Below are 26,058 nucleotides of genomic sequence, written 5' to 3' on the forward strand. Positions count from 1 at the left end.
GGTAATCATAGATCCTGAGCAGTACAAGGCTTGTTAGCGGGCAATATGCGGTGTTAATGCCTGGGTGATAACAAAGTTGAATGTAATATAACTGCCTTGCATAACGAAATATGGAGGTTTTTTCCAGTAATATGACTGGAGAGGAATATTATAATAAACCCGTAAAATTATTACAGAGAATATATTAATTAAACTGTTGTGTAACCAGCTAATTTGAGTCTATCTCAAAAAAAAATTTCTTTAATTGTTATTCCCTATTAATTATGAATGATTGATTTGCCATCCGCAAAGTTATAGTTAAGTTATATTTATCATTTTGCGTGATTGATATTCCAGTAATGTGTAACAGATAATCTGAGCGTGCTACCGGTCAGTTTAGTTGAATCAGATAAACCACAATAATTACCTGACAGAAGAATAACATTAAGTGATTATTTGTAGTGGTGTTTTGCTATTTTTCGCGTAAAAAAATAAGAACATGATTTTTCTTCATGTCACATGTGATTTTTTCAAAACCATAATTTATCTGATTGGTGTAACGTGCCAAAAGGAATCAAAAAACATTAATGAGAATAATTATGACGTCAAAACACACACTACCGCCATTCCGTACTGATGTCGTCGGCAGCTATCTGCGTCCGGCCTATTTGCATCAGGCTCGCAGTCAGTTTGCCAAAGGGGAAATTAGCGCTGATAATCTTCAAACCGTTGAAAATAAAGCCATTACCGAGCTGATTGAGAAGCAGAAAGCGGCGGGGCTGAAGGTGATCACCGACGGCGAGTTCCGTCGCAGCTGGTGGCATCTCGACTTTATGTGGGGACTGAATGGAGTGGAAAAGGCCGATTTATCCCATGGCTATGTATTTGACGGGATTGAAACGCGCCCGGAAACCGCGCGGTTAACCGCTAAGATCGGCGGTAAAAACCATCCTTTTCTGGAACATTTCCGCTTCCTGTTACCGTTTGCCGACGCGGGTATTGTTCCGCGTCTGACCATTCCTGCGCCAGCCCAGTTTTTTAAAGAGCTGTATCGCCCGGAGAATAAAGCCGCGACAGAAAGCATTTACCCCACGCAGGCGGAATTAATTCAGGATCTTACCCGTGCTTATCAGACCTTTATCGCCGAGCTTTATGCTGCGGGCTGCCGAAACCTGCAACTGGATGACTGCACCTGGGGCATGATGGTTGATGCGCGTTACAATAATGCTGGCGTTGCCGATCGCTCATTATTGAAAGAAGAACCCTGTGATTGTCACTCAACCACCCATACGGTGATTAGCGATAACGTTCAGTCACTGGCGGAATTACTGCTGGCGATTAACAATGCCGCCATCGAAGGTGCGCCGGACGATCTGATTCTGACTACCCATGTTTGTCGTGGTAACTATCGTTCCACCTGGGCTGCCAGCGGCGGTTACCAGCCGGTTGCCAGTGTACTGTTCGGCAGAGAAAACGTTTCGGCTTACTATCTTGAGTTCGATACTGAACGTGCCGGTGATTTTTCCCCTCTGGCTGAAGTGAGCGGTGACAAAAAGGTGGTGCTGGGTCTGGTATCGTCCAAAACCGGTGAGCTGGAAGATAAACAAGCGGTTATCGACCGTATTAAAGAGGCGACGCAGTATATCCCTCTGGATCGCCTGTGCCTGAGCACTCAATGCGGCTTTGCCTCGACCGAAGAGGGTAATGCGCTGACGGAACAGCAGCAATGGGCGAAGATCGCGCTGGTAAAAGAGATCGCCGAAGAGGTGTGGAAATAAGTTTTGCCGTTAAAGCGTGTTGGCTGAGCATTCGGGCCATTGGCTGGCGGATGCTCAGTGATTTGGATCGGCAGGATATGGGCAAGTTAATATTAACGAAGCCGCCGATCTATTGCGGGAGATCGCCCATCAGGTTGATTTCCTCAATACGGCGTTTATTTATATTTATTTCGCATTGCTCAATTGTGGGCTGATAGTCAAAGCCTTCCTCTCCAATTTGAGAAGCAACTGCCAGACAGAAATCTTTTTTGTATCTTTCCCAAGTTTTTTGAGATTTCGATAGTCGCTTTTGAAACACACTGCCGGTTGTTTCTTCACTTTTACTATTGAATGGATCCATAAAATTAGAGTCATTTATTATTGAGGTTAATTTTTTCTCTAAAACACGGTTTACCTCTTTATTACTTTTTTTCCACTGTAATGCAATACAGTTTTCACCTTCATGGCGATTGTCTATCTTTGCATAGCATGCATCTTTTTCACTGCCTGCCATCAGTGGAGTGACGGCGAGGCAAACGGATGGGAAAAGAATCATAGTGATGAGTGTAAAAGCTTTAATTTTCATTTTAGATACCTGATTCTTTTTCTGCTTGACTCAAATGTCATGTAGTAAGCATTACTACTGATAGGTGAAATTAACTTACTTTCATCGTTATCCATTGCAGCTAAACATAAAATTTCAGCGTGAGTAGTGCCCTGATAGTATATATCAACCAGCACGTCACGGATTTTCTGATTTAATAAGTGCCAGGGAGTTGCTCCTTGCTGATTTTTCGTGTTCCGTAAATAAGACCTCCCGGTCTCATCGCGTTTAATTCTGTAAGAAATCTCAAACAACCTGATCTGCTGCCGATGGCTGATTTCCCCGACCATTGGGCCATACACTTGTACAAACTTCCTGGCCTGACTAGATTTCAGACCGGCGGCTTTGTGGCAAATAACCGTTTGAATATTACTGGCGAGTCTATTAGCGCTGGATATAAATAAATTTGTTAATAAGTAAAATTTAATTGAGATAAATATCACTCTTTTCTACAGAAGTCGAGGAGGACAGAAATCCTGATGGTATAGAGTAAATTGTATTATCTTTCATATGGTTAAATTATAATACCAGTCTAATTTTTAGCAGTACGTGTTATTAATTTTATTTCTTCAATGCGTCTGATATTCATCTTTATATTGCATGACATAACTGAAGAGTCATGTGATTGAGCCCATTCGCCCATTAAATTAGCATTCGCTTCGCATAGGTTATTTCTTGCTTCCTCCCACGCCTGTTGCGATAAATCAAACTGCTTAATGAAAATTTTGTTTATTTTATCCCCGTCAGGCTCAGTTAAATGGAAAGGATCATCATATTTTTCCATGATAATCGCTTTCATGGTGCTGATTTCTCTCTGTAGATCTTTACGTGATTTATCCTCTTCTAAAGAAATACATTCCTTTGAACTGTTAACTTGTAATGAGGCTTCGGTAAAACAATGGTTAATGGATTTCTCTATATCCAGCATGCTTGCATATACAGAGTTATCCCACAATCCAATAATAAATAGAAACAAGGCGGTTGTGTTTTTCATAACAAATTCCTTATTCTCTTTCTTTCTTTTTCATATTGACTATAGTGAGCACTTTGATTTATTACATCTGTCAACTGCTTTGGGTTATTACTCGCAACAGCTTTAACAAGTACAATTACATCATCTACACCCTGATAGACGATATCAATATATACCTCTTTTATTTTTACATCAATTGCGTCCCATGTTGCGGCGTCAGGAATGTTTTTTGTATATTTCAGATAATAATTTTTTGATAACTTTTCATAATATGGGTAAATAATCTCAAACAACCTGATCTGCTGCCGATGGCTGATTTCCCCGACCATTGGGCCATACACTTGTACAAACTTCCTGGCCTGATTAGCTTTCAGACCGGCGGCTTTGGAGCAGATAACCGCTTTAAACTCCTCCAGACCCGCCTGACGTAGCGTGGAATAGACTTCTCCTCGGCTGCGGCCACCCATATCGTAGCCCCTGCCCAGCGTGACGCCTGAATTTTGGCCTGGCCAGTGCAGCACGCGTGAAAAAAAAGGGGCGCGATGCTGGCGGTAAGGCACTACTGCGGTGATATAGTCATGCCCTTCAGCATCAAAGGTTATCTGACCCTCGCGCACATGCAGCGGGCCATTCGGCTGCCGCTGCCGCCAGTGGGGCGACATCTCTTTTAGCGCTTCGGTAAACCAGCTGTCGGTGGGGCCAACCAGTCCGCTGGGTGACAAATTGAGCAGTCGCTGATACCAGACGACCGCTTCGATAGTATCCTGTCCGCATTTGCCGCTGATTTCCAGTTCGCGGCCGGTAGCCTGCTGATAGCCAGCATTCATCACCATTCGCTGGAGTTTTTTGACTTCTTCCGGCTGGTTGGTGCCGCAGGTGCCCACCGAGGTAAACACCAGGTTCGGGTGTAACACCATCGGGTCGTGATAGCGCTTTTGGTTCATCAGAACTCCTTTTCATCGCCCGGTAATGGCGGTTTCCTTTAACTTCTTTCCCTGATACTAATCGCGAGGTTATTAACGTTATATATAAATTTGATATTATTAATGATGGAATTAATTACAGCTTATTACGATAATGTTTAATCATTAATAACGCTTTTAATGAAGAATAAAGTAAAGCATAAAGCGGTTTATTTACCAACAACTTTCTTTAAGCCGTTGTGATTAACGACGCACCCGTTAAGCTGCGTCGTTAATCAGTCAGTTATTGTGGCTGGGTCGGCACAATTTTAATATTCACCATACCAATTCCCAGTCTGCGCGGGTCATGGCCGATAATATTACCGGTATCGGAGATTATCGGCTCTGGCGGGGTAATCACCAGCGTGCTGGCCTGCTGTGGGTTGCGGAAATGCAGAGTGGTGGTGGTCGCCTGTTCAGCCAGGTTCAGCAACTGAATATCCTCGCCGACGCTGACCGGAATCGGGCGGTGGATATTCGGGCCGATAGCGCGTGCGGTTATCACCAGATCAAAACTCTCTGGCAGGGGATCACGATATTCAATTTTCACTTCCGGGGCCAGATTGGCATTCGACCAGCGTCCCCACTCTTCCGGACGCGAAATACCGCTAAAACTTTTCACCGCTTGCGGTGCGCCAGGCAGATGGAAAATAAAGCTGTCGGCCTGATAGCGGATATCATTATCTTCAATCTTAAGCTGGGCGATATTCTGTCTGAACCGTTTTTCGTCACCTTGTACCGGCTTAAAGTCGGCGGTGCCGTGATAGTTGTCACCGACAATCTGCATCACCTGCGGTTGCGCGTTTAGCTGTCCGCTGGACAGGCAAAGATCGTTGGAAAGCGCTAATTGCGGCTGCCAGATACGCGCCATCCTGAAACATTTATCCACCCAGAGAAACGTATCCCCGGCGGCGAATTCCGCCAGCTGATAGCGCAGCGGGGCAGAGTATTCCCCCTCCGGGAACGGCTCCACTTTGCCTTCGCTAACCCGCAGCAGCAACGGCAGCTTAAAGTTAGCGCCGGAGAAACTGAAGGTGCCGTTTTTCTTATCGATAGTGAAATCGGTCAGGGTCTTAGGAAAGTTCCACAGGCGAATAATGTCCGGCTTCCACTCGCTAATTTTTTCTTTCATATTGAGAAACGCGGAGGAGAGCGAGATACCGGACAGGCTGCTGCGCCCAAGGCCGATATAGTTATCACCGCCTAAAATATCCAGCACCGTCGCACCGTTATCCAGTGAACTGCGCTTTACCGCATTGAGATCGCTATTCGGCTGATCACCACGAATAATAAAGAACAGATTCTTCCGATCCTGTTTAGTGAGGTATTTATAGGCGGTGTTATTCATCGCCAGATGGTCACTGGAGACCACAATCACGGTATTTTCGAACCAGGGTGAGGCCTTAATTTTCTCAATCAGACGCGCGATATGCTGCTGGCTACAGGTGACCGCGCTGAAGGATTGATTGGCTTTACCCTCGATGCTGTAACTTTTGCGCTGACAACTGCGTGAGATAAAACCGTCCGGATGGTGGGTATCGACCGTCAGGGTAAACAGCGCGAAGCGGGTGTTCTGTTGCGACAGTTCGCTAAATTTCTGATACACCTCATCCAGTACCGTATCGTCGTAATAACCCCAGTTATTACGGTATTTCGCATCGGCCACCCGCTGTTCCAGTTCACGCGCACCATACAGATTCTGGCTGTCGAAGCCATGGGATTTCAGAAACAGATCTTTACCGGCAAAGCGCAAATCTGCACCCTGGATAAAGTAGTTGGTATAGCCGGAAGCTTTCAGAATATCGCCGAGGCAGACGTTTTCCGGGTAGAAGCTCGACAGTGCAGCTGACGCATTGCCATTAAACGGCGCAAATAGCGGAATGCCGCATTGTGAAGCCACCATTCCGGCGATGGTATATTCCGTGCCGGGGAGTTGCTCGGTCTGGCTGAAATCAATCCCCTCGTCTTTCAGCGCACCCAGCTCCTCGGTCAGGCCAGGAAAGGCCTGTGGGTCGAAATAGGTGCGTTCGAGGCTTTCGGCATAGATATACACCAGATTAGGTTTACGGCCGGTCATGGTTTTGTGCGGCACCTGGTAGTGTGCGGCAAAATCCGATTCGCCCTGACGCGTTTGCGAGCGCACCAGATCAAATACCTGCTGAAAAGCGGGAGTGGTTTTAATTGAGGCCAGTGACAGCAGTAAAGCCAGCAGGCTATAGCCAAAATGGTGGGGCAGATGTTTGCGCCGCCGTAAAATCCAGGAGAGCAGACCGAATATCAGCAGCAGTCCGACCATCAGACCTGTGGCCGGCAGAATATATTTACTGATCCCGGCACCTTCCAGGCTGTTGGTCAGGGTGTAGATAACCGCATCATTTATTCCGTCGCCGGTAAAATAGTTACTGGCAAATAAGGTCGCATTAAGAATGACAAATAAACCTGAGGTGATCAGAATAACGGTAAACCAAATATTATTACGCCCGGCCTTTAATGCATAAAGTAAAATAGCAGTTAAAAATAAAATAACTGAAAGTAGTTCCGACGACATCAATTCCTCTCTTGTCATAAAGCCGCGTTCCCTTGCGCTTACCCTCCTTACCGGCAGCGATACCCGCGTCCAATTTAGCCTGAGAGGCGCAGGCAGGCAACTGGAGGTAGCAGAAATGCGGGCTGTATCAGAATCAGGCAAAAAAAGACCAGGCTGAGGGAACCTGGTCTTTCGGCAGGGAAGCGGTCGGAAATGATCAGAGTTCGCCGGTGATATACTGGGCAACGCCGTTGCCAAAACTCCAGTCGCCTTTGTCATTGGTGATAAACGAGATCATCAGATCGCTGCCGGCAATGCCGCAGCTCTGTTTAAATTCGCGCGCCAGTTCCGCCATAAAGAACTGTTTTTGCTGGTCGCTGCGTGGGCTGGTAAATACCCGCACCATCACCAGATTATCGGTGCGTTGCAGTCCGAGGCCGGTATCTTCAAAAACCATCTGATATCTTTTATTCTCGTGAACAATCTGATAGCGATCGCGCTCCGGTACCTGAAACGCCGCCAGTACCGCGCGATGCGCTGCATCCAGCAGGGTTTTCATTTCAGACTCTGAGCGGCCCTGAATAACATCGAATTGTAATAACGGCATAGTAACTCCTGACATTGCGTAAAAGTGGGTAACTCACCGGGTTATCCTGCACCTGCTGGCGACGAAGAAAAAGCGCTATACTTAAAATGATTATTTACTATTTTGAACAATGACGATGAAAGAACTGAAAACCGATGCGCTGTGGATTCATCTGCACTGGCTGACGGTGCTGGCCGAGCAGGGAAGTTTTACCCGCGCAGCCGAACGGCTGGAAGTCAGCAAAGCGGCGATGAGCCAGAAGATTAAACAGCTGGAAGAGATGGCGGGCGTGGCGCTGGTGCAACGCACCACGCGTAGTGTGCGGCTGACCAGCGCCGGTGAAAAACTGGTGGAGGATCTGCGAGCGCCTTTTTCGCAGATTGCCCGGAGTTTTTTCAGCGTCAGGGATTCCAGTGGGCCGCTGCGTGGCCTGGTGCGGGTAACCGCGCCGGTGGCGTTTGCCCGCCAGCAACTGGTGCCGCATATCAGCAGTTTTTTGCGCCAGCATCCGCAGGTGCGCGTGCAGCTGGAAGTGTCTGATCGTCTGGTGTCACTGGCCAGTGAAGGTTTTGATCTGGCGATCCGCCACAGTAATAGCCTGCCGGAAACCCATGTCGCGCTGCCGCTGTGCGAGACGCGTGCGCTGTTAGTCGCCTCGCCGGGATATCTGGCGGAATATGGCGAACCGCAGACGCCGCAAGCGCTGCATCAGCATCAGTGTCTCTATTATCCACGTGGAGTCGAGTTACCGCGCTGGACGTTTGCCCGCCATAGCGCAGCCAGCGAGCAGGTGACGGTCAGCGTCAGCGGGCCGTTTGCCACCAATAACAGCGAGTCGATTCGCGATGCGGCGCTGGATGGTTTAGGTATCGCCATGCTGCCGGATTTCAGCGCCCGCGCCGCGCTGGATAACGGCAGTCTGCAAGTGCTTTTGCCGCAGTGGCGCACCGTCGGAGCCTTCGCCGATAAGCTGTATATCGTGCGGCCCTACGCGCCTCAGGTACCCCGTGCTGTCACCGAATTCAGCCACTGGCTGCGCAACGCTTTTCAGCGCGATTCCTGAGGTTTTTCGGCAGCACCGGTCAATGAACTACGCTTAAAGTAGTGAATTCTCACTTGTCAGCAAGGAGAACAACATGACTGATGCGCCATACGGCCTGATCGCCGTTGATAAGCAGGGTAGCAATGTACTGTTTCTGAATCCGCAGACTTTCGCCGTTGAGCAACAACTTAACGCCTTTCCCCCGCGACCGCATGAGCTGCTGATTTTGCCGCAGCAGAATAAAGCTTATGTGCCGATTTTCGGCGATGGCATCCACGGTGATAACCCGCATCCCGGACATAAAATCGCAGTTATCGATCTGGTGACACGTCAGCTGAGCGGGTTTATTGATATTCGTCCGCTGGTATCGCCGCATACCGCGCGGCTGGGCCGGGATGGCCGGGTCTATATCTGTTGTGAAAACAGTGCCACTATTCTGGTGATCGATCCTGAAACCGATCGGCCGATCGATCAGATCGCGCTGCCTTCGCATAACAGTCATCGCCTGACGATTCTGCCGTCAGGTCGCAAACTGTTTACCGAGAACGAAGAGGATGCCAGCATCACGGTGATCGATCTCTGCACCACGCACGGTGAAGTGGTGGAGAATATTTTGATGCCGCGCGCGATTAACGGTATTGCCGCGTCGTCGCGCTATCCCTACCTGGTTGCCACCGATGCCGAGCGGCCATTGCTCTACGTGCTTGATGCGGAAAGCCACCGTATCCGGCATTATCTGCCGTTACCAGGACATAAAAAAGCCGCGCAAATTGTTCGTTTTAGCGATGATGGTTCGCTGCTGATGGTGATTGGTGATGGCGAACCGATTGTCACGCTGTTCGATGAGATGCTGACGCCGCTGAAACAGATCGAAGTGGGCAATAAACCGATGGACGGCTGCTTCAGCCCGGATAATCGCACCTTACTGATTGCCAACGAAGAGGATGGCACCCTGAGCGTCATCGACGTGATGGCCGGCAAAGTGATTGCCACGCCGTCGGTCGGACGCGGTTGTGAAGTACTGAGTTATTTTACCCTGACCTGAAACTGTTTGAGAGGGAGTGGATGAACAACTACAAAGTGGCAGTGATTCCGGGCGACGGCGCTGCCATCAATGTTTGAACCGGTGCACGGTTCGGCACCGGATTTTGCCGGGCAGACTATCGCCAATCCAGTAGCGACAATCGGGTCAGGCGCGCTGATGCTGGAGCATCTCGGCGAGCACGCGGCGGCACAAGGCATGATGCAGGCGCTGGAGCACGTCACTGCCGAAGGCCAACTGCATCAGACGCAAAGCGCCGACGCGGTATTACGCCACATTTGATAGTGATGCCGGTATCACCGTATGGAGCAATACTGATGGATTTCACCCGCGTACGCATTGAAACACCCCGCTTGATTCTTCGTCCTTTGATCTGCTGTTAAGTGAACGCAAGGAGTAAATGATGCAGGGACCCAATCCCGATAATCCTTATCCGATGGCCGGTTTTCCCCAGGTTTGTTATCTGAAAAATGTGGTGCAGAACCCGCAAATTGAGATTGGTGATTTCAGCTATTACGACGATCCCGAGGGTGCGGAGAATTTTGAACGCAACGTGCGGTATCTGTTTCCGTTTATCGGCGATAAGCTGGTGATCGGCAAGTTTTGTGCGCTGGCACGCGGGGTTAAATTCATTATGAACGGCGGCAATCACCTGCTTTCCGGCGTCTCGACCTATCCTTTCTGGATATTTGGCGGCGGCTGGGAAAACAGTATGCCGCCAGCCAGCGCGTTGCCGTTTAAAGGCGATACGCGGGTCGGCAATGATGTGTGGATCGGTTATGACGCGCTGATTATGCCGGGGATAAAAATCGGCAATGGCGCGATTATCTCTGCACGTTCGGTGGTGACGCGTGATGTGCCTGCGTACAGCGTCGTGGGCGGCAACCCGGCTGCGGTGATTAAAATGCGTTTTGCGCCCGAGCAGATTGCGCGTTTAGAAGCGCTGTGCTGGTGGGACTGGCCGGTGGATAAAATTACTGCCTGTCTGCCGCAAATTATTGCCGGGGATATTGACGGGCTGGCGGGTGAAAACTAAATAAATGGCCGGTTATATATCGCCGTACTCCAGTGACGGCTACTGGCATGTTTTTCGCCTTGCCAGCCCTGCTTACGAAGCTCACGGGCGATCATTTTGTTCATGATGCCGTGACCGACCAGTAAAACCGTGCCCTGCTCAGACAAGCGGATCAGCTGAGTTGCCGCCTGCTTAGCGCGTGCGGTGGCAGATTTAAATGACTCCACCGAGCCGGAATAGCCGCAGAACCACATTAAGCGCCACAGCGACAGCCACACCGCAGGCGGCAGGTGCAGGCGCGCCAGCGGCAGAATCGGGATGTCGACCTCGCCGTACAGTGCATCGCTACTGTGCGCCTGCATCCCGAGTTTTTCCACTGACGACAGCGCGCGCGGCAGGGTGCTGGTGACAATCACTTCGGCCTTTCTGGCGATCATCAGGCTGCGTTGCGGCGGCAGATCGCTGACCAGCGAAAGATTATACTCTTCACACCATTGCGCCATCGCCAGCGCCGAAACTCGCGCCGGAAACGAATGATCGGGTTTTCCGTGCCGCATCAAAATTATGACCATATTATTCAGCCTGTGTTGCCGTCCATGCAGGTTAGCCGATTGCGCCAGTGCTGACATCTCTGACAGACACTTTCAGAATCAGTCCATCGTGAACGATACCTTCATCTGAATGTCATCTTGCCATGCGACAAACAGTCGCCAGTTGAAAGTTCAGCAGCGTGTCAGACTTAGCGGCAACAGATTAGCACTACAACAGTTGAAAAAAAAATCACGGTTTTTTCACCGATTGATCATTGTTTAACCTGTTGATTTTATGAGTTATCGATTTTACCCTGACGAATAAATGTAAAGGTAAGCTAATTATTAGTCGTGTTTGCTATTGATTTATCTACGCGCGTAGATACAATCAAAGGGTAGTGATAACTCACAGCGCTTGTTGTTCTGGCTGCTCCGTGATGGTCGCATTTGTTTCGCGTTACTTAAGCGATCGGTTAATTAAAAACCGACAGACGCGCAGCAAAAATAAGATCCTGACACCAGGGAATCCTTTACTGACCTTTCATCATGGCTCAGAAACTGAGCGTCTTCACCGGGGAGTTATCTCTTCGTAAGCAAGGACGATGACCCACGGAAGGGCGCTCTTAAGATCTCCTCACATCAGGGAATTTTTTGAATGACCGCACCTCAATCTGTAGTGCAAAAGGCTTCGCCAGCGGCACACTCCGCTGCTGATGAACGACTCACCACCGAAGAAGGACGCAAAGATTTCTGGCGCGCCACCTTCTCCTGCTGGTTGGGTACCGCGATGGAATACGCCGACTTTGCCCTCTACGGACTTGCCGCCGGAATTATCTTCGGCGACATCTTCTTTCCCGAAGCTACCCCTGAGATGGCGCTGCTCTCCAGTTTTGCGACCTGGTCCGTTGGTTTTATTGCCCGCCCGATCGGTGCGCTGTTTTTTGGCTGGCTGGGCGATCGCAAAGGCCGCAAGGTCGTCATGATCACCACCATCATTCTGATGGGCGCTTCCACTACCCTGATTGGCCTGATTCCCAGCTACGCCTCGATTGGCTTATGGGCGCCGGCTTGTCTGGTGATTCTGCGGTTTTCGCAGGGATTTGGTGCAGGCGCGGAGCTTTCCGGCGGCACCGTTATGCTGGGTGAATATGCCCCGGTGGCACGACGCGGGCTGGTTTCCTCAATCATTGCGCTCGGTTCCAACAGCGGCACCTTACTGGCTGCGGTCGTGTGGCTGGCAGTGGTACAGATGGATCAGCAACAGCTTCAGGATTGGGGCTGGCGCATCCCGTTTCTTTGCAGCTCGCTGATCGCCCTGACGGCACTGTGGATTCGGCGTAATCTGCGCGAAACCCCGGTTTTTGAACGCAAAAAAGCGCAGTTACAGGCGCAACGCGCTGAAATGATTGAGGCAAGTCCGCAAGCAGCAGACAGCCGTGGTTTCTGGCAGCGCAGTAAAGCGTTCTGGATTATGGTTGGTCTGCGTATCGGCGAAAATGGCCCTTCTTACCTGGCTCAGGGATTTATTGTCGGCTATGTGGCGAAAGTGCTGATGGTGGATAAATCGGTGCCGACCACCGCCGTGTTTATCGCTTCACTATTAGGCTTCCTGATTATTCCGCTGGCGGGCTGGCTGTCCGACCGGTTTGGTCGCCGCATTACTTACCGCTGGTTCTGTCTGTTACTGATTATTTATGCCTGGCCGGCGTTTATGCTGCTCGATACCCGTGAACCGGCGATCGTGATTGCGACTATTGTTACCGGTATGGCGCTGGCGTCATTGGGTATTTTCGGCGTGCAGGCCGCATGGGGCGTGGAGATGTTTGGTGTGCACCATCGCTACACCAAAATGGCGGTAGCCAAAGAGCTGGGTTCGATTTTATCCGGTGGTACCGCCCCGCTGATTGCCGCAGCGATGCTGTCATTGACCGGCCACTGGTGGCCTATTGCGGTCTATTTTTCCGCGATGGCGGGGATCGGTTTTCTCACCACCTTTGTGGCACCGGAAACTCGCGGGCGCGACCTCAATCTTCCTGAGGACGCCATCTGATCGCGCGGCGAAACAGGCTGGCCGGGCGTTGCCTGGCCAGTATTTTCTCTTTTATCGATTAATTTGCAGGTAAAGGGTTTGGCTAAACAGCATTCTGAGCGTGTCACCCGTTCTGACGTCGCCAGACTGGCGGGAACCTCCGTCGCGGTGGTGAGTTACGTTATCAATAATGGCCCGCGGCCGGTCGCAGAAGCGACGCGTCAGCGGGTGCTTGATGCGATCAAACAAACCGGTTACCGGCCTAACGGTATTGCCCGTGCGCTGGCTTCCGGCAGTACCAAAACCTATGGCTTAGTGGTGCCCAATATTTCCAACCCGTTTATTGCTTCCATGGCGCATGCGCTGATACAGGAAGCGCTAAACGACGGGCTGGTAATTTTGCTGGGGGATGCGGGCGACGACCGTAAGCGTGAACGGGAACTGATTCACAGCCTGCTGAATCGTCAGGTCGATGGCCTGTTTTACAACAGCGTCGACCGGCACCCGTATATTGATCTGATTAAAACCAGCGGCACGCCATTTGTGATGCTGGATCGCGTCGATCCGGAATTACAGGTCAGCATGCTGCGGGTGGATGAGCGTGCCGCTTCATGCCAGGTGACCGAACATTTACTCAGTCACGGCTATCAGGATGTCGGCATTATCGCCGGGCCGGGCGAAATGCTGAATGCCCAGGATCGCATCAACGGCTGGCGTGACGCGATGGAGAACTATGGCTTAGTGATTAATCCGGCGTGGATTTTCCCGGCCAGTTATACCCGCGAAGGCGGCTATCAGGCGACAGAGCAAATGTTGCAGGGCGATAAGCTGCCACGTGCGCTGTTTACCAGTAACGAAGCGCAGGCGATTGGGTGTATTCGCGCCTTGCAGCAGCACAATATCCGCGTACCAGAACAGATTGCTCTGGTGTGTTTTAACGGAACCGATCAGTCAGCCTATCATGTACCGGCGCTGACGACGGTGCGCCAGCCCATCCGGGAGATGGCGAAAACGGCCATTGAGATGCTGAAAGCATGGAATGGCGAAGCGATGCTGCGTGAGTTTTCTCACCAGCTGGAAATCGGCGAATCCTGTGGCTGCGCGTCAGCCAGGCCGGAAAGCGCCAGCAAATAAAGATAATAACGATGAAAAGATTAATTATTGATTGCGATCCGGGGAATGGCATCGCAGGAGCCAATGTTGATGATGGTCTGGCATTAGCACTGGCTATCGCCTCGCCGGATATTGCGCTGGAGATGATCACCACCGTTGCCGGTAATACGCCGGTGGACGTGGGCTATCGCGTGGCTCAGGATCTGCTGAACCGCCTCGGGCTGACGATTCCGGTGTATAAAGGCGAAAGTCAGGCGTTGCAGGAGCCACCAGAGCCATGGCGACAGGCACTCGATCAGCGGGTGCATCAGCTGAATCTGACGCATTTATGGCAGGGCGTGCGCCAGCCGTTAGCGCAGGATACGCCGACCCACGATGCGGTAGATGCCATCGGTCAGCTGATTTGTGACCATCCCGGCGAAATTACGCTGGTGGCGATTGGCCCGCTGACCAACGTGGCGCGCGCGATGCAGCGTTATCCGCAGCTGGCCGAATCGGTGGCGGAGATTGCCATTATGGGTGGCGTTTTTGCCCTTGATGATTATCTGAAAGACACCAATTTTGGTCTCGATCCGGAAGCGGCTCATCAGGTACTGACCAGCGGAGCGAATATCACGCTGGTGCCGATGGATGTCACCACTCAGACGTTAATGACCCATCAGGATCTCGACAGGATTGCGAAGATCGATAAGCCGCTGGCGCGTTTTGTCACGGAAACTTTTCGTCCGTGGATTGATTACTCGATGAAAACGCGCAATCTGTCCGGTTGCTGGATCCATGATGCGCTGGTGGTTGCCTGGCTGTTAAACCAGCGGGTAGCCAGCGCCACCGATTATCTGGCGGATGTCGAGCTGCGTCCCGGCCCGACGCGCGGCAAGTCGTGGCGTTATCGTCAGCCATTACGGGTCGATGTCGGCATTCAGCAGCCGGCAGGTGGCATGGTACATGTGCTGCAAACGGTGGATAACACCTTGCTGTTAAGCATGCTGGAGCAGGCGCTGGCCGCGTCAGAATATTGAGGAAGAGTGACCTGATAAAGTAGCGGAGCCGTTTTCGGCTCCCGTCCTGATGGCTAACCCTGGTCACGGGCGGCGAGATCGCCGCCCGTTCGGGAAAAGCGAGATATTAGCGGCTGAGTCAGGCGTTAAGACTTCTCTTCCAGCGTACGTAATCAATCAGCAAAAACAGCAGCAGGCTGATGCCCATCAATGGCAGGCTAAATGCCAGCGCAATCACCAGCACCGACAGTAAAAAGCGCCCGCTGAGACTCAGTTTACGCCAGCCATAAATCAGGGTATCGGCCGGACTTGCCTGCTGGTGAATTGCCGGACGGCGCAACCACCACATGCGATAGCCCAACACCACCATCAGGCATAACCCTATGCCAAACAGCGCCAGCACCAGCTGGTTTGCCAGCCCAAACAGCACGCCCATATGCGCGTCGATTCCCCAGCGCGTCAGTTTGGCTAACAGGCCAAAACTGGCGAATTCGACCTTGTCTGTCACCTGGAAGTTATGTGGATTAACCGCGACGGCATCCACCTGCGTTGGCCAGCGACCATCAATCTCAGATACCACCCAGGCTTTGTCAGCATGGTAAGCCGGACGAATTTCCACTTTACCGGCATCAATATTTGCTGCCCGGGCGGCAGCCAGCACCGCATCAAATTGTGCCGGTGACAGCGGCTCATGTTCGGCGTGGTGAGTCATCATCGCCTTATGATCGCCATGATGCTCCGCATGCTCATCCACCGGCATGGCAGGTTGCGCGCCATCCAGCTGGGTATTCACCGCGGGCGTCAGCCAGCCAAAATGCGCGCGCATTTGCGAAATATTATTACCTGCCCAGTTCGACCAGGTTAAGCCGGTAGCCGAGAAGAACAGCAGACCTGCAAGCAGCACCAGGCCAAGCGTGGTGTGCCAGTGGCGCTGGCGCAGGAAACGGGCGGTGCGTGAGGCTCGCTGAGTCGCTACCCGGCGGCGCGGTGTGCGGCTTGTGGCCCATAATGCCATCCCGCCCAGCGCGGCGATCCACAGCCAGCTGGCTGCCAGCTCACTGTAATTACGGCCAACATCACCGAGCAATAAATTGCGATGCAGATAGTCCAGCCAGGTACGAAACGGCAGGATGCCACTGGTGCCATACGCCGTCAGCTCGCCGCGAATCTCCAGCGTTACAGGATCGATAAATACCGCATGCGTTTCCGATGGGCCTGCGTTCGCGCCGCGAAACATCACCCGGGTGGTCGCCCCGGCAGCGGGCGCTGGCCGTACTGCGACGATATGGGCTTCAGCGCCCATATGTTTAATCGCGCTGGCTACCTGTTGCGAAAGCGGGCGATCTTCACCACTGGCGCTGGTGTATAACTGCTGCGCATACAGCTGATTTTCCAGCTGCGGTGTCAGAACATACAGCGTGCCGGTCAGTGCGGCGACGAAGATAAACGGGCCGATAAACAGGCCAATATAGAAGTGCAGACGACGCAGCAGATGCGTAATCGCCTGCGCACTTTGTGCATTTTCGGCGCGCGCGGCTGGCGCGGCCGGAATGATTTTTTCCGACATAGAAGTTCCTTTGCCCATAGCAGGCATGTGCAGGTGCCTGTCGATTGTCGCGACAGGTTAATAAATTAGCGTTTTCAGGAAATCAGTGTCGGAAGTGGCGGGGCGCGCGAACGGAAGTGAATCGGAACAAAGATGGCGATATACAGCGGCTCAGGATGTGCCACCGGGCGCGTCGCCGCCTGTAGCATACTCCAGAGTGGAGGCAGGTTACTCAGATTCAACGGCAGATGGATCAGCAGTACACAGTAGCCGCAGGCGTTATCATCCATCATTGACATATGATGCACCCGCGTGGGCGGCGACAGCTCAGATGACGTCATCTGATGCGGCATTTCGGCCATCGCCATCTCGCCGTGGTGTGACATCATCATCATTGGCATCTCTGCGCCACGCGCATGCGCCAGTGATTTTGAGATCACCGGTGCAACAAACAGCAGCAGAATCGCGAACAGGCCAAGCCAGGCGGGCAGGCGACTGCGCGAAGCATAAATCTGTATCAGAGACACACTTTGCCTATACCTTTTCAACGCGGGGGGATTGTAACGGAAACCACCCCAGATGTTGATAACGTTCTGTGCAGAAACTTCCTGGCTTCAATAGAGAACTTTGTGCTGTTTGCTGGCAGGCTGCGCACGGGCGGATAAATCAACCGCCGCGGCTGACATACTCTGAGCGGGCATAACGCGAATCACGCGATTAAGGAGAAGGCGTATGACCGCTGTCGATACGGGTCTCACCCACGTGGCATTTGAAGTAAAGGATTTGGCAAAAAGCATCGATTTTTATCAGCGCTATGCCAGTATGAAGGTGATTCATCAACGAGAACCCGGCGCGCCCGAAGCAGAAAAGGTCGCCTGGCTTTCCGATCTGACGCGTCGCTTCGCCATTGTGTTGGTGCAGACGCAAATCAGTGAAGACACGCCGCTCGGGCCGTTTGGTCATCTCGGGGTGGCCTGTGCCAGCCGCGCAGAGATTGATGAAAAAGTGGCGATGGCGCAGCGGGAGGGGGTACTGCGCCGCGCGCCAGAAGATTATGGTCTACCGGTGGGCTACTGGGCGTTTTTCGCCGATCCGGATGGTAATACGCTGGAGCTGTCATATGGTCAACAGGTGGGATTCACCGTCGACCAGGCGTAACGGACAGCGGCAACCGGCTGCTGTCCATGATTTCAGATTACTCAGCTGGCTGACAGACATCGACCCATTCTGCTGCGGTCAGGTCAGCCATCTGCTGCGGCGAGATACGCACCGCACTGTGAATCGCGCCAGCAGCTGGCAGCACTTCGGCGAAGGCTTGCAGTGAAATATCACAATAAACCGGCAGTGGATTCTCGAGACCAAACGGGCACACGCCACCCACCGGGTGACCGGTCCAGTTGACCACTTCGTCGGTCGTCAGCATGCGGGCTTTAGCTCCCAGCGCCTGTTTTAATTTGCGATTATCGAGGCGGGCATCGCCGCGCGTCACAATCAACACCACCCGATCTTTCACTTTCAGCGACAGCGTCTTGGCGATTTGTCCCGGCGTGACGTTATGGGCGCTGGCCGCCAGCGCCACAGTTGCGGTGCTTTCAGCCAGTTCAATAATATCAATCTCAGGGGCGCGATCGGCAAAGTACTGCCGCACAGACTCCAGGCTCATGCTTTTCTCCAGACTTTTAGCAGCAGATAAAGCTGCCACAATGGCTGGGATCTGTAAACCGGAGGAAAACGGAAAAATCGTCAGAAAATGGCGGCAGAGGTCAGGCGCATTTTAGCGTGCAGTCGCCACAGCGTTGCACATCAGGGATACGATAGCGCTGGCAGCAGCTACGGCGCTGCATGGCACCGTCGCGGGGAATCATGGTGCGGTAAAGTGGATTGTCTGTGCCGTTAAGCAGTTCGCGCGAAAAGAACAGCGCATGCTCAAGGCTGACCAGCGTATCTTCATCAAGAAAAGGTTTCAGCTCGCTGAGAAACCAGTGCATCAGGTAGCCGGTATTGTTCCAGATCAGTTTGGCATTAATATCGCCATGTTGTTCAATACCCTGAACGACCGGCAGCAGGTGGCGCTGAATCATGCGGTCGATGCGCTGGCGGGCGCTGAGGTAGCGGGCGTCTTCATCTTCACGCACGTCGAGCCAGTAGCAGGCAGGGCGGCCAGTTTCGTGAAATTCAATATGGAAATGTTCCGGGGAACAATCCAGCGCGCGCGGCTCCAGCAACAAAGCCATCATCATCGGCGGTACAATCAGGCCGAAATACCATTGCGCCCAGAGTGACTGTAGCGGTTTGGCTTCACGTGGCGTGTGCGGGTGGTCGCGATAAAGATGATCGCTGTACAGATGAGTGAGCGGTAAAAACGTCTCAGGTTGCGACCAGTTTGCCAGCGGCATGCAGGCCGCGGGGGCTTCTTCACCCAGCTTAACGCTATCAAGAAAATAAGCACGATGTTCGCTAAACAGCGCATGCAGCGCAGCACCGAGCGATCTGTCACTTTGCAGAAAGATCAGCGGACTCGAACCATACTCATAAGCCTGACGCGTAATGATTGCCATGGGCATCCTGTGTGAAGCGTTAACCGTGATACGAAAACAAATGATAATCGTTCTTGATTCTATCCAGGATGCAAAACGCAGGCAAGCTGATCAATGACGATCTTTCGGCCACCGCATTTATCGCCAATAGTTTGGGTATTAGTGCTAAAGGTTTTTTGTCTCGGAATATTCTGGCGGGAAATATTCAGCCCCATCGCGGGGCTGCAATCGGTTAAAGAATATCGGCGGGTTGCGGGGTATTGGCAGCCGGCAGGTTATCCCAGCAGAGAATAGTATTGCGGCCCTGATTTTTTGCCACATACAGTGCGCGATCGGCATTAGCCAGCGCCAGCTCAAAGTCATCGTCAAACAGCGGAGCGATACCGGCGCTGATGGTGACGTGCGTGGCGACCCGTTCATTAAAACGGTGCGGGATATCCAGATCCAGAACGTACTGACGAATGCGCTCGGCCAGCTTCAGGGCAATGGAGGCGTTAACATTGGTCAGCAGCACCAGAAACTCTTCGCCACCGTAGCGCGTCACAATATCACGCGAACGTACGGCATCCCGTATCGCCACCGAGACGCGGGCCAGCGCCTGATCGCCCATCGCATGACCGTAATTGTCGTTATAGGCCTTGAAATGATCGATATCCAGCAGCAGGACGAAATGGCTGCCTGAGTGGTTCTCCAGCACGTTTTGCAGCCGGTTTTTCAAGCCGCGACGATTATACAAACCGGTCAGCGGGTCGAGCATGCTGAGATCGCTGTAGGTCTGTTTTTCTTCATAAAGCTGGGACATCAGCCGACGGGTAAAGCCATCGCTGCGCCGCCGCATAAAGTGGTGCAGGGTAAAGCCGGTCAGCGGGAGCGCAATGGTAAACAGGATCATCAGCAGGTTATTACCGTTGTCGAGCACCAGTACGGTCGCGGCAGCGGGCGCGGTATGCAGGCAAAATGCCAGCAGATGATCGCTCAGGGCGATTGAGCTGATAAAGAAAATACTGATTAAGCTGATCAGTAAGTAGCTGCCATCGAAATAAAATATCAGCTCATATTTCAGTGCAATATGCCAGGCCCAGAGTATTCCTGTTATCAGGGCGACACTATTCAATAACGGGAATTTGGCTTGTGGCTTTAGAAACATCCAGCCTAACAGCATGGTGCTCATAGTGGGGATCAGCAGTGTTGGCAACAGTATCCGCGACGGCGATTGATGATGATGATTAAGTAAAAAAAACAGTGATGTCGCTGTGTTTAAAAAAAGAAATAACATCACAGTTAGCCGATATTTGCTGTGAAGCAATTCGTCATAAGTTTGTAATTTCATATATATACTCGCTGCTGCCCTGAAATATCAAAGCACTACGCCCGAATTCAATTTTATTATTCGAACATGAATAGTTTTAAGTTGTTATTATTTTGTTTTTTATAAATATTGATCGAGCGCAATCTATCACTTTACTCCTGGTCTGTCATCCTCAGGGTCAAAGATTCAACAATTCTTGCTGCATAATGAAAAAAACTATCATATGCTATTGGTAATCATTATCATTCGCAGGCAGTGGTGGCGGATACGTTATGGGGAGTAAACGGGATGTCAGGAAAACGACTGGATAGCGCCTGGGGCGTGCTGTTACCTTGTGTCATGATGCCGTTAATGGCATTGATGGAACTCTCGTTTGATCAGTGGCGACTGGTGATGGTGATTGCCCTGCTGGCGACGATCAGCATGCTGTATCATAAAAAGCTGCGTCATTACCTGCTGCTGCCGTCATGCGTGGCATTGGCCGGATGTTTAGTCGCTATATCGTTGAAATTTACCGCATGGTGAGGAAAGTACAGGAACAGGGAAGTCATAAAAATCAGGGGAGAAATGCCAGGGAGAGTTTACAACTTGGTGCGAAGAGAGGGACTTGAACCCTCACGTCCGTTAAGACACTAACACCTGAAGCTAGCGCGTCTACCAATTCCGCCACCTTCGCGTACCGACAATACTTTAATTAGTATTGCAACCACGGAGGCGCATTCTAGTGATTTTCACCGGCACGTCAACAGATATTTCATCGTCACGGAATGATTGCTTTAAAAAGCAACATTTCCATGACGATTAACTGAATCAGTAAGTTGCGAAAAGCGGCATCGGCAGCAAACTGCTGCTTAGCGTTTTGCTTTCGCCGCGCGACTTAATACCGCACGATAAACCTTAAAACGCCCGGTCTGTGCCAGCACTTCATGGCTGCCAAAAGTCTCATCGAGAATAGCCGGATAAGGCAGGAAGGCGTTGGCGACAATGCGCAGTTCACCGCCCATATTCAGGTGTTTTGCCGCGCCGCGAATCAGCGTTTGCGCCGCATCGAGGCTGGTCTGCATCCCGTCATGGAACGGCGGGTTGGAGATAATCATATCGAAGCGGCCGCTGACGTCAGAGTAGACGTTACTGGCAAAGACTTCGCCTTCCAGCTGATTCGCTGCCAGCGTCGCTTTACTGGCTTCAATGGCGGCGGCACTGACATCGGTCAGCCACAGGCGGACTTTAGGTGAGTGGCTGGCCAGCAGGGTGGAAAGCACCCCGGCACCACAACCGACATCCAGCACTTTGCCTTTGGTATGCGCAGTAAAGGTCGACAGCAACAGATCGCTGCCAATATCCAGTCCGTCACGGCTGAATACGCCAGGCAGCGTTTTAATGGTGAAGTCGTCGAGGGCATATTCGCCCCAGAAGTTTTCAGCATTAAACTCCGGGTTGATGTCGAGACGGCCGTGATACAAACCGCAACGGCGCGCGCTGTCAATTTTGTTCAGCGCTGCCCATTTACTGACCATTTCTTCCGCACTACGCACACCGCTGCGGTTTTCGCCGATAACAAAAATATCGCTACCCACCGGTAACAGTGACAGCAGGTTCTGTAACTGGAACAGTGCTTCTGGCTTATTTTTCGGCCAGTAGTAGATTAAGGTATCGCAATCACTGACCATCTCAGCGCTGGCCACCAGGCTGTATTGCGCATTTTCACCCATCGCACGGCTCAGGGTCTGCCAGTGATGATATTGCTGGGTATGAACCTTGCTGTGTGCAGTCTCCAGTTGAGCGGGCAGGTCATCCTGCAGGTCACCGGCAAACAGCACGCGGCGTTCAATAAATTCATCACTGTGGCGCAGAATAACTTCACTGGCCGGGGTAAAAGCGGACATCGGATGGCTCCTTATAAATCAGAACAGCGATTATACCTTAAGTCGTCCATGTTGCAGCAAGGCAGCAACAGAATGAATGCCGGTAAAAGGGATTGTTCAGCAATAGCGTGGTTTGTTGGCGCATATTCGATGGGTTTGTTAGCATAGCGGCGCAATCGGGCGACCAGACGGGAAAAAATATGTCTTCCAGACGTGACTGGTTATTACAGCAAATGGGCATTACGCAGTATGTACTGCGGCGTCCGCGTGCCTTACAAGGGGAAATTGCTGTCTCCTTGCCGACGCACACGCGCTTGCTGATTATCGCCGATGTGCCGCCCTCTACCGATGATCCATTAGTCAGTGACGTTTTGCGCGCACTGGCTGTTGATCCGCACGATGCCTTTGCATTAACGCCGGATCAGCTGGCGATGCTGCCGGATGATAATCATTGCGCCAGCTGGCGCTTAGGCATTGATACGCCGCTGACGTTGCAGGGCACCCAGCTTGCTTCTCCTGCTCTTGAAGAGCTCTATCATAATGCCAGTGCCAAACGCGCACTGTGGCAGCAGATCTGTGAACATGAATCAGATTTCTTTACTCACCCCGAACGACCTTAGTCACGCATTTGCCATTGAACAGCGTAGCCATGCTTTTCCGTGGACGGAAAAAACCTTTGCCAGTAATCAGGGCGAGCGTTATCTCAACTATCGGCTTGATGTCGATGGCGTTATGGCTGCGTTTGCCGTCACGCAAATCGTGCTTGATGAAGCCACGCTGTTCAATATTGCCGTCGATCCGGCTTTCCAGCGCCGTGGGCTGGGGCGTCAACTGCTGGAACATATTATTGCTGAGCTGACGCAGCGTGAGGTGTTAACGCTATGGCTGGAAGTGCGCGCCTCAAATCTCGGGGCGATTGCGCTATATGAACAGCTGGAATTTAATGAGGTATCGGTGCGCAGAAACTATTATCCGACCGCTGAAGGACGTGAAGACGCACTGATCATGGCTTTAACCCTATAGCGGGCAACGCCTGCGCAGATAAAACAGGATTTAACGACAAGATGTTAAAAGATTGGGATTGGATCTTATTCGACGCCGACGACACGTTATTTCATTTTGATGCCTTTGCTGGCTTACAGCGCCTGTTTCAACAATACGATGTGCAGTTTACCACCGCGGATTATGATGATTACCAGGCGGTAAACAAACCGCTGTGGGTGGATTATCAGAACGGTGTCATCGGTGCATTACAGCTTCAGCACCAGCGTTTTCAGGGCTGGGCGGATAAACTGAGTGTTGAACCACATGAGCTTAACCGCGGTTTTCTGGCGGCGATGGCGGAAATTTGTGTGCCGCTTGAAGGTGCCGTTGGCCTGATGAACCTGCTGAAAGGCCGGGTCAAAATCGGCATTATCACCAATGGTTTTACGGCACTACAGCAGGCGCGTTTGCAGCGCACCGGTTTCCTTGAGTACTTTGATCTGCTGGTGATCTCAGAACAAGTGGGTTATGCAAAACCTCATCCGGCGATTTTTGACTATGCGTTAAAGAAAATGGGTAACCCACCACGCGATCGCGTGATGATGGTGGGAGACAACCCGGATTCCGATATTCTCGGCGGTATCAACGCTGGCCTGGCGACCTGCTGGCTGAATGCGGATAACCGTGCCAGACCTGAAGGGATTGAGCCAACCTGGCAGGTCTCTTCGCTGAAACAGCTGGCTGAAATTCTCAGCGCTTAACTGCGCACCCCGGCTTTTCCGGTTGCCAGACAGACTCTGTCTTTCTGGTAACCACACTTCTCTTTAGCGGTTCCGCTGTGTTTACCTCCTCGCTGACTTATTTTATCAATCCGTCATTCCCGCCCCGGAAGCAACAATCAAAAAATGAGAAAAGTTTTTTTCACTACTCAAATCCAGAGTGGTGGCTTTTTTTTGTGCGTTATATCATAAATTTTATCAATGTTTGTCGTCTGTTTCCTACAACCGTGGCGCAAAATATCGAGGATTTGTGATTATTTCTATGTGAAAGAATAATTAATGATTATTAGTTGGTTAACAAAGCGTTGAATTTTTGTCGGGACACTATAAACTGCGCAAATTATGATGTTTAAAGCCGTAATAAAACGCAAGTGTGCGTTACCGGGTGCAGGCTCGTGCGGTAGCCATGGTCAGATAAAATTTTATTATCATTATGATTTACATGATAAAGTAACAAATATTACAACGTGATCATTACGTGTTTACTTATCATATCAATGAAATTCTCTCCCGGACGATAACAGAGAGTCGAAGCAAGGAAGTTTTAAGGCATGTTGAACGTTATCCCCTGATGTTCATCATTACCGCACAGGAGTGCAGTTTCTGGTTACTCGTTAGCTTATCAATTACCCTGATGTTGCTTTGTATTTAGCCTGTTTTAATTTTTTTATTCTTAATAAAATTGATTAAATTAACTGGCGTTTTTTATCTGTTTGCCAGAGCAGTGCCGATTGCGTTTTCTCTGCTAATCGGAGGCTTTAATCAGCCTGTTTACCTCGCCAGTCATTATGGCGTGATGTCATTAGTGTTATGGAAAATTTATGAGGATCATGGTGAAAATTCGTGTCGCACTAAGTCTGATTGGGGTGTTAAGCCTTGCTGGTTGTCTCCCTCGAACGCCGCCGTTAACGGATGAGACGATAGTTTCCACGACTGTCGACGGCGTGAAAATTAACTACCGGCACGCCATTTTGCCCCCTGCGCAGTTCACGCCGCTGAATGAAGAGTATCGCGCACTGTATAACGCGTCAGTGATGAACCGTCCTGATTTCGGCGGCAAACTGCTGCGCTATCTGAGCAACGGTGAGACCTACACGGTGGCAGGCAAGGTAGAAAATGGCTGGTATGCCATTGCCGGCGATCAGCAAGAGCTGATTGGCTACGTTCCTCTGCGTGCCGGCGTAAAAAGTGAGCTCTGGGATAAGACCGTCAAAGCGGATTCCCGCCGTAAACGGGTAAGGAGCAATCAATCTGCTAAGCCGACCTGCGTGGCAGTTGCTGGCGAGAGCAAAGCTTGCCAGAACGCTAACAACGGTACCTGGATCATCGATTAAAATCGCTTCAATGGAAGCATTGCTATGAATGGATTCAACGGGTTGCGTCTGAGTGCTCAGGCGTTGTTACTGGCGGTGCTGCCGCTGGTCTCTGGCTGTTTTTCATCTTCCAACAGTTCGCAGCAGGTGCGTTACAGCCTGTCTTTTCAGGCACATCCGCAAATTAATGAATCCGCTCCGCTCAAGGTGAGAGTGCTGTTACTGAAATCGGACGCGGATTTTATGGCGGCAGATTTCTGGTCACTGCAAAACGATGCCCACGCCTTGTTGGGTGCCAATCTGCTTAACAGCGAGCAGTTTTTTCTGCGACCAGGACAGCTGAATAAAAAAATCAGCGGTCAGGGCAGTGGCGAAGCACGTTATCTTGGCATTCTGGCTGAATATCAGTCACTTGACGGCAAGATATGGCGGTTGTCATTGCCGCTATCGGCTCCTGGTGAGGGGCTTTTACACTCCATCTGGCAGGGATCGTCAGGGGAGACAGATGCGGAAGTTATTGCGGATATCAACGGCATTCGCGTTATTCGCTGACAGGATTAAGTCTTTG

General features: G+C 51.3%; 27 protein-coding genes and 1 tRNA gene. 15 read left to right on the top strand and 13 right to left on the bottom strand.

The window, feature by feature from the left end:
* The first annotated feature begins 578 nt into the window (after positions 1-578).
* The gene (locus NG42_RS17630; protein ID WP_206541925.1) at positions 579-1,757 is read left to right on the top strand and encodes a 5-methyltetrahydropteroyltriglutamate--homocysteine S-methyltransferase; all 1,179 of its coding nucleotides are present in this window, start codon (positions 579-581) and stop codon (positions 1,755-1,757) included.
* Positions 1,758-1,866: 109 nt separating this feature from the next.
* Here NG42_RS17630 and NG42_RS17635 read toward each other — a convergent pair whose 3' ends face one another.
* The 5 genes from NG42_RS17635 to NG42_RS17660 all read right to left on the bottom strand — a co-directional run bounded on the left by NG42_RS17635 (position 1,867) and on the right by NG42_RS17660 (position 7,409).
* The gene (locus tag NG42_RS17635; protein ID WP_052901555.1) at positions 1,867-2,322 is read right to left on the bottom strand and encodes a lysozyme inhibitor LprI family protein; all 456 of its coding nucleotides are present in this window, start codon (positions 2,320-2,322) and stop codon (positions 1,867-1,869) included.
* 550 nt (positions 2,323-2,872) lie between these two features.
* Positions 2,873-3,334, bottom strand: a complete 462-nt coding sequence (locus NG42_RS17645; RefSeq protein WP_053116022.1) for a DUF1311 domain-containing protein — start codon at positions 3,332-3,334, stop codon at positions 2,873-2,875.
* Positions 3,331-4,197, bottom strand: coding sequence for a peptidoglycan-binding protein (locus tag NG42_RS17650; protein WP_241488376.1), 867 nt, complete (start codon positions 4,195-4,197; stop codon positions 3,331-3,333). Before NG42_RS17650 ends, NG42_RS17645 begins: the two co-directional genes overlap by 4 nt.
* A gap of 322 nt (positions 4,198-4,519) precedes the next feature.
* Entirely contained in the window at positions 4,520-6,823 is a 2,304-nt protein-coding gene (gene opgB / locus NG42_RS17655; RefSeq protein ID WP_052901557.1) for a phosphatidylglycerol--membrane-oligosaccharide glycerophosphotransferase, read from the bottom strand.
* A 196-nt stretch (positions 6,824-7,019) separates the two neighbouring features.
* Positions 7,020-7,409: a tautomerase family protein gene (locus tag NG42_RS17660; protein WP_052901559.1), complete on the bottom strand. Its 390-nt coding sequence runs from the start codon at positions 7,407-7,409 to the stop codon at positions 7,020-7,022.
* 115 nt (positions 7,410-7,524) lie between these two features.
* Here NG42_RS17660 and NG42_RS17665 point away from each other — a divergent pair, with 115 nt between their 5' ends.
* The 4 genes from NG42_RS17665 (at position 7,525) to NG42_RS17680 (ending at position 10,508) form a co-directional block, all read left to right on the top strand.
* A complete protein-coding gene (locus NG42_RS17665; RefSeq protein WP_052901648.1) occupies positions 7,525-8,451 on the top strand; it encodes a LysR family transcriptional regulator in 927 nt (308 codons plus the stop codon).
* A gap of 73 nt (positions 8,452-8,524) precedes the next feature.
* Complete coding sequence (locus NG42_RS17670; RefSeq protein ID WP_052901561.1) at positions 8,525-9,475, top strand: beta-propeller fold lactonase family protein; 951 nt, start codon at positions 8,525-8,527, stop codon at positions 9,473-9,475.
* A 69-nt stretch (positions 9,476-9,544) separates the two neighbouring features.
* Positions 9,545-9,754: an isocitrate/isopropylmalate family dehydrogenase gene (locus NG42_RS23785; RefSeq protein ID WP_052901563.1), complete on the top strand. Its 210-nt coding sequence runs from the start codon at positions 9,545-9,547 to the stop codon at positions 9,752-9,754.
* Between the two features lie 118 nt (positions 9,755-9,872).
* Positions 9,873-10,508, top strand: coding sequence for a CatB-related O-acetyltransferase (locus NG42_RS17680; RefSeq protein ID WP_420911316.1), 636 nt, complete (start codon positions 9,873-9,875; stop codon positions 10,506-10,508).
* Here the strand turns inward: NG42_RS17680 and NG42_RS17685 are convergent.
* Positions 10,505-11,059, bottom strand: coding sequence for a histidine phosphatase family protein (locus tag NG42_RS17685; RefSeq protein ID WP_052901650.1), 555 nt, complete (start codon positions 11,057-11,059; stop codon positions 10,505-10,507). The two genes, NG42_RS17680 and NG42_RS17685, sit on opposite strands and share 4 nt — an antisense overlap.
* 613 nt (positions 11,060-11,672) lie before the next feature.
* Between NG42_RS17685 and NG42_RS17690 the strand changes: the two genes are divergently transcribed.
* From NG42_RS17690 to NG42_RS17700, 3 genes are all read left to right on the top strand, one after another.
* Positions 11,673-13,067, top strand: a complete 1,395-nt coding sequence (locus NG42_RS17690) for an MFS transporter (RefSeq protein ID WP_052901567.1) — start codon at positions 11,673-11,675, stop codon at positions 13,065-13,067.
* 78 nt (positions 13,068-13,145) lie between these two features.
* On the top strand, positions 13,146-14,180 hold the full coding sequence (locus tag NG42_RS17695) for a LacI family DNA-binding transcriptional regulator (protein ID WP_052901569.1): 1,035 nt from the start codon (positions 13,146-13,148) through the stop codon (positions 14,178-14,180).
* An 11-nt stretch (positions 14,181-14,191) separates the two neighbouring features.
* The gene (locus NG42_RS17700) at positions 14,192-15,178 is read left to right on the top strand and encodes a nucleoside hydrolase (protein WP_052901571.1); all 987 of its coding nucleotides are present in this window, start codon (positions 14,192-14,194) and stop codon (positions 15,176-15,178) included.
* Between the two features lie 118 nt (positions 15,179-15,296).
* Here NG42_RS17700 and NG42_RS17705 read toward each other — a convergent pair whose 3' ends face one another.
* Both NG42_RS17705 and NG42_RS17710 read right to left on the bottom strand, forming a co-directional pair.
* A complete protein-coding gene (locus NG42_RS17705; protein ID WP_052901573.1) occupies positions 15,297-16,724 on the bottom strand; it encodes a PepSY-associated TM helix domain-containing protein in 1,428 nt (475 codons plus the stop codon).
* Positions 16,725-16,798: 74 nt separating this feature from the next.
* Positions 16,799-17,230 carry a DUF2946 domain-containing protein gene (locus NG42_RS17710; RefSeq protein WP_052901575.1) on the bottom strand — a complete coding sequence of 144 codons (432 nt, stop codon included), beginning with the start codon at positions 17,228-17,230 and terminating at the stop codon, positions 16,799-16,801.
* Between the two features lie 205 nt (positions 17,231-17,435).
* Here NG42_RS17710 and NG42_RS17715 point away from each other — a divergent pair, with 205 nt between their 5' ends.
* On the top strand, positions 17,436-17,861 hold the full coding sequence (locus NG42_RS17715; RefSeq protein WP_052901577.1) for a VOC family protein: 426 nt from the start codon (positions 17,436-17,438) through the stop codon (positions 17,859-17,861).
* 37 nt (positions 17,862-17,898) lie between these two features.
* On the opposite strand, the gene NG42_RS17720 is transcribed toward NG42_RS17715, so the two are convergent.
* From NG42_RS17720 to NG42_RS17730, 3 genes are all read right to left on the bottom strand, one after another.
* Entirely contained in the window at positions 17,899-18,366 is a 468-nt protein-coding gene (locus tag NG42_RS17720) for a YbaK/EbsC family protein (RefSeq protein WP_052901579.1), read from the bottom strand.
* A gap of 100 nt (positions 18,367-18,466) precedes the next feature.
* Positions 18,467-19,261, bottom strand: a complete 795-nt coding sequence (gene fhuF, locus NG42_RS17725; RefSeq protein WP_052901581.1) for a siderophore-iron reductase FhuF — start codon at positions 19,259-19,261, stop codon at positions 18,467-18,469.
* Positions 19,262-19,472: 211 nt separating this feature from the next.
* Positions 19,473-20,570: a GGDEF domain-containing protein gene (locus NG42_RS17730; protein WP_052901583.1), complete on the bottom strand. Its 1,098-nt coding sequence runs from the start codon at positions 20,568-20,570 to the stop codon at positions 19,473-19,475.
* A gap of 267 nt (positions 20,571-20,837) precedes the next feature.
* On the opposite strand from NG42_RS17730, the gene NG42_RS17735 reads away from it, so the two are divergent.
* Positions 20,838-21,074, top strand: coding sequence for a DUF1435 domain-containing protein (locus tag NG42_RS17735; RefSeq protein ID WP_053115951.1), 237 nt, complete (start codon positions 20,838-20,840; stop codon positions 21,072-21,074).
* Between the two features lie 64 nt (positions 21,075-21,138).
* Here the strand turns inward: NG42_RS17735 and NG42_RS17740 are convergent.
* Positions 21,139-21,225: transfer RNA gene (locus NG42_RS17740), tRNA-Leu, on the bottom strand.
* Positions 21,226-21,400: 175 nt separating this feature from the next.
* On the bottom strand, positions 21,401-22,435 hold the full coding sequence (gene rsmC / locus NG42_RS17745; RefSeq protein WP_052901588.1) for a 16S rRNA (guanine(1207)-N(2))-methyltransferase RsmC: 1,035 nt from the start codon (positions 22,433-22,435) through the stop codon (positions 21,401-21,403).
* A 179-nt stretch (positions 22,436-22,614) separates the two neighbouring features.
* Here rsmC and NG42_RS17750 point away from each other — a divergent pair, with 179 nt between their 5' ends.
* The 5 genes from NG42_RS17750 to tssJ all read left to right on the top strand — a co-directional run bounded on the left by NG42_RS17750 (position 22,615) and on the right by tssJ (position 26,042).
* The gene (locus tag NG42_RS17750) at positions 22,615-23,034 is read left to right on the top strand and encodes a DNA polymerase III subunit psi (protein ID WP_052901590.1); all 420 of its coding nucleotides are present in this window, start codon (positions 22,615-22,617) and stop codon (positions 23,032-23,034) included.
* Positions 22,997-23,437: a ribosomal protein S18-alanine N-acetyltransferase gene (gene rimI / locus NG42_RS17755; protein WP_052901592.1), complete on the top strand. Its 441-nt coding sequence runs from the start codon at positions 22,997-22,999 to the stop codon at positions 23,435-23,437. Before NG42_RS17750 ends, rimI begins: the two co-directional genes overlap by 38 nt.
* A 41-nt stretch (positions 23,438-23,478) precedes the next feature.
* Positions 23,479-24,159: a pyrimidine 5'-nucleotidase gene (gene yjjG / locus NG42_RS17760; protein WP_052901594.1), complete on the top strand. Its 681-nt coding sequence runs from the start codon at positions 23,479-23,481 to the stop codon at positions 24,157-24,159.
* An 848-nt stretch (positions 24,160-25,007) separates the two neighbouring features.
* Entirely contained in the window at positions 25,008-25,511 is a 504-nt protein-coding gene (locus tag NG42_RS17765) for a hypothetical protein (RefSeq protein WP_052901652.1), read from the top strand.
* A 24-nt stretch (positions 25,512-25,535) separates the two neighbouring features.
* Positions 25,536-26,042 carry a type VI secretion system lipoprotein TssJ gene (tssJ, locus tag NG42_RS17770; protein WP_052901596.1) on the top strand — a complete coding sequence of 169 codons (507 nt, stop codon included), beginning with the start codon at positions 25,536-25,538 and terminating at the stop codon, positions 26,040-26,042.
* Positions 26,043-26,058 lie beyond the last annotated feature (16 nt).

Origin of the sequence: Winslowiella iniecta, from assembly GCF_001267535.1 — a bacterium.
GTDB lineage: Bacteria > Pseudomonadota > Gammaproteobacteria > Enterobacterales > Enterobacteriaceae > Erwinia > Erwinia iniecta.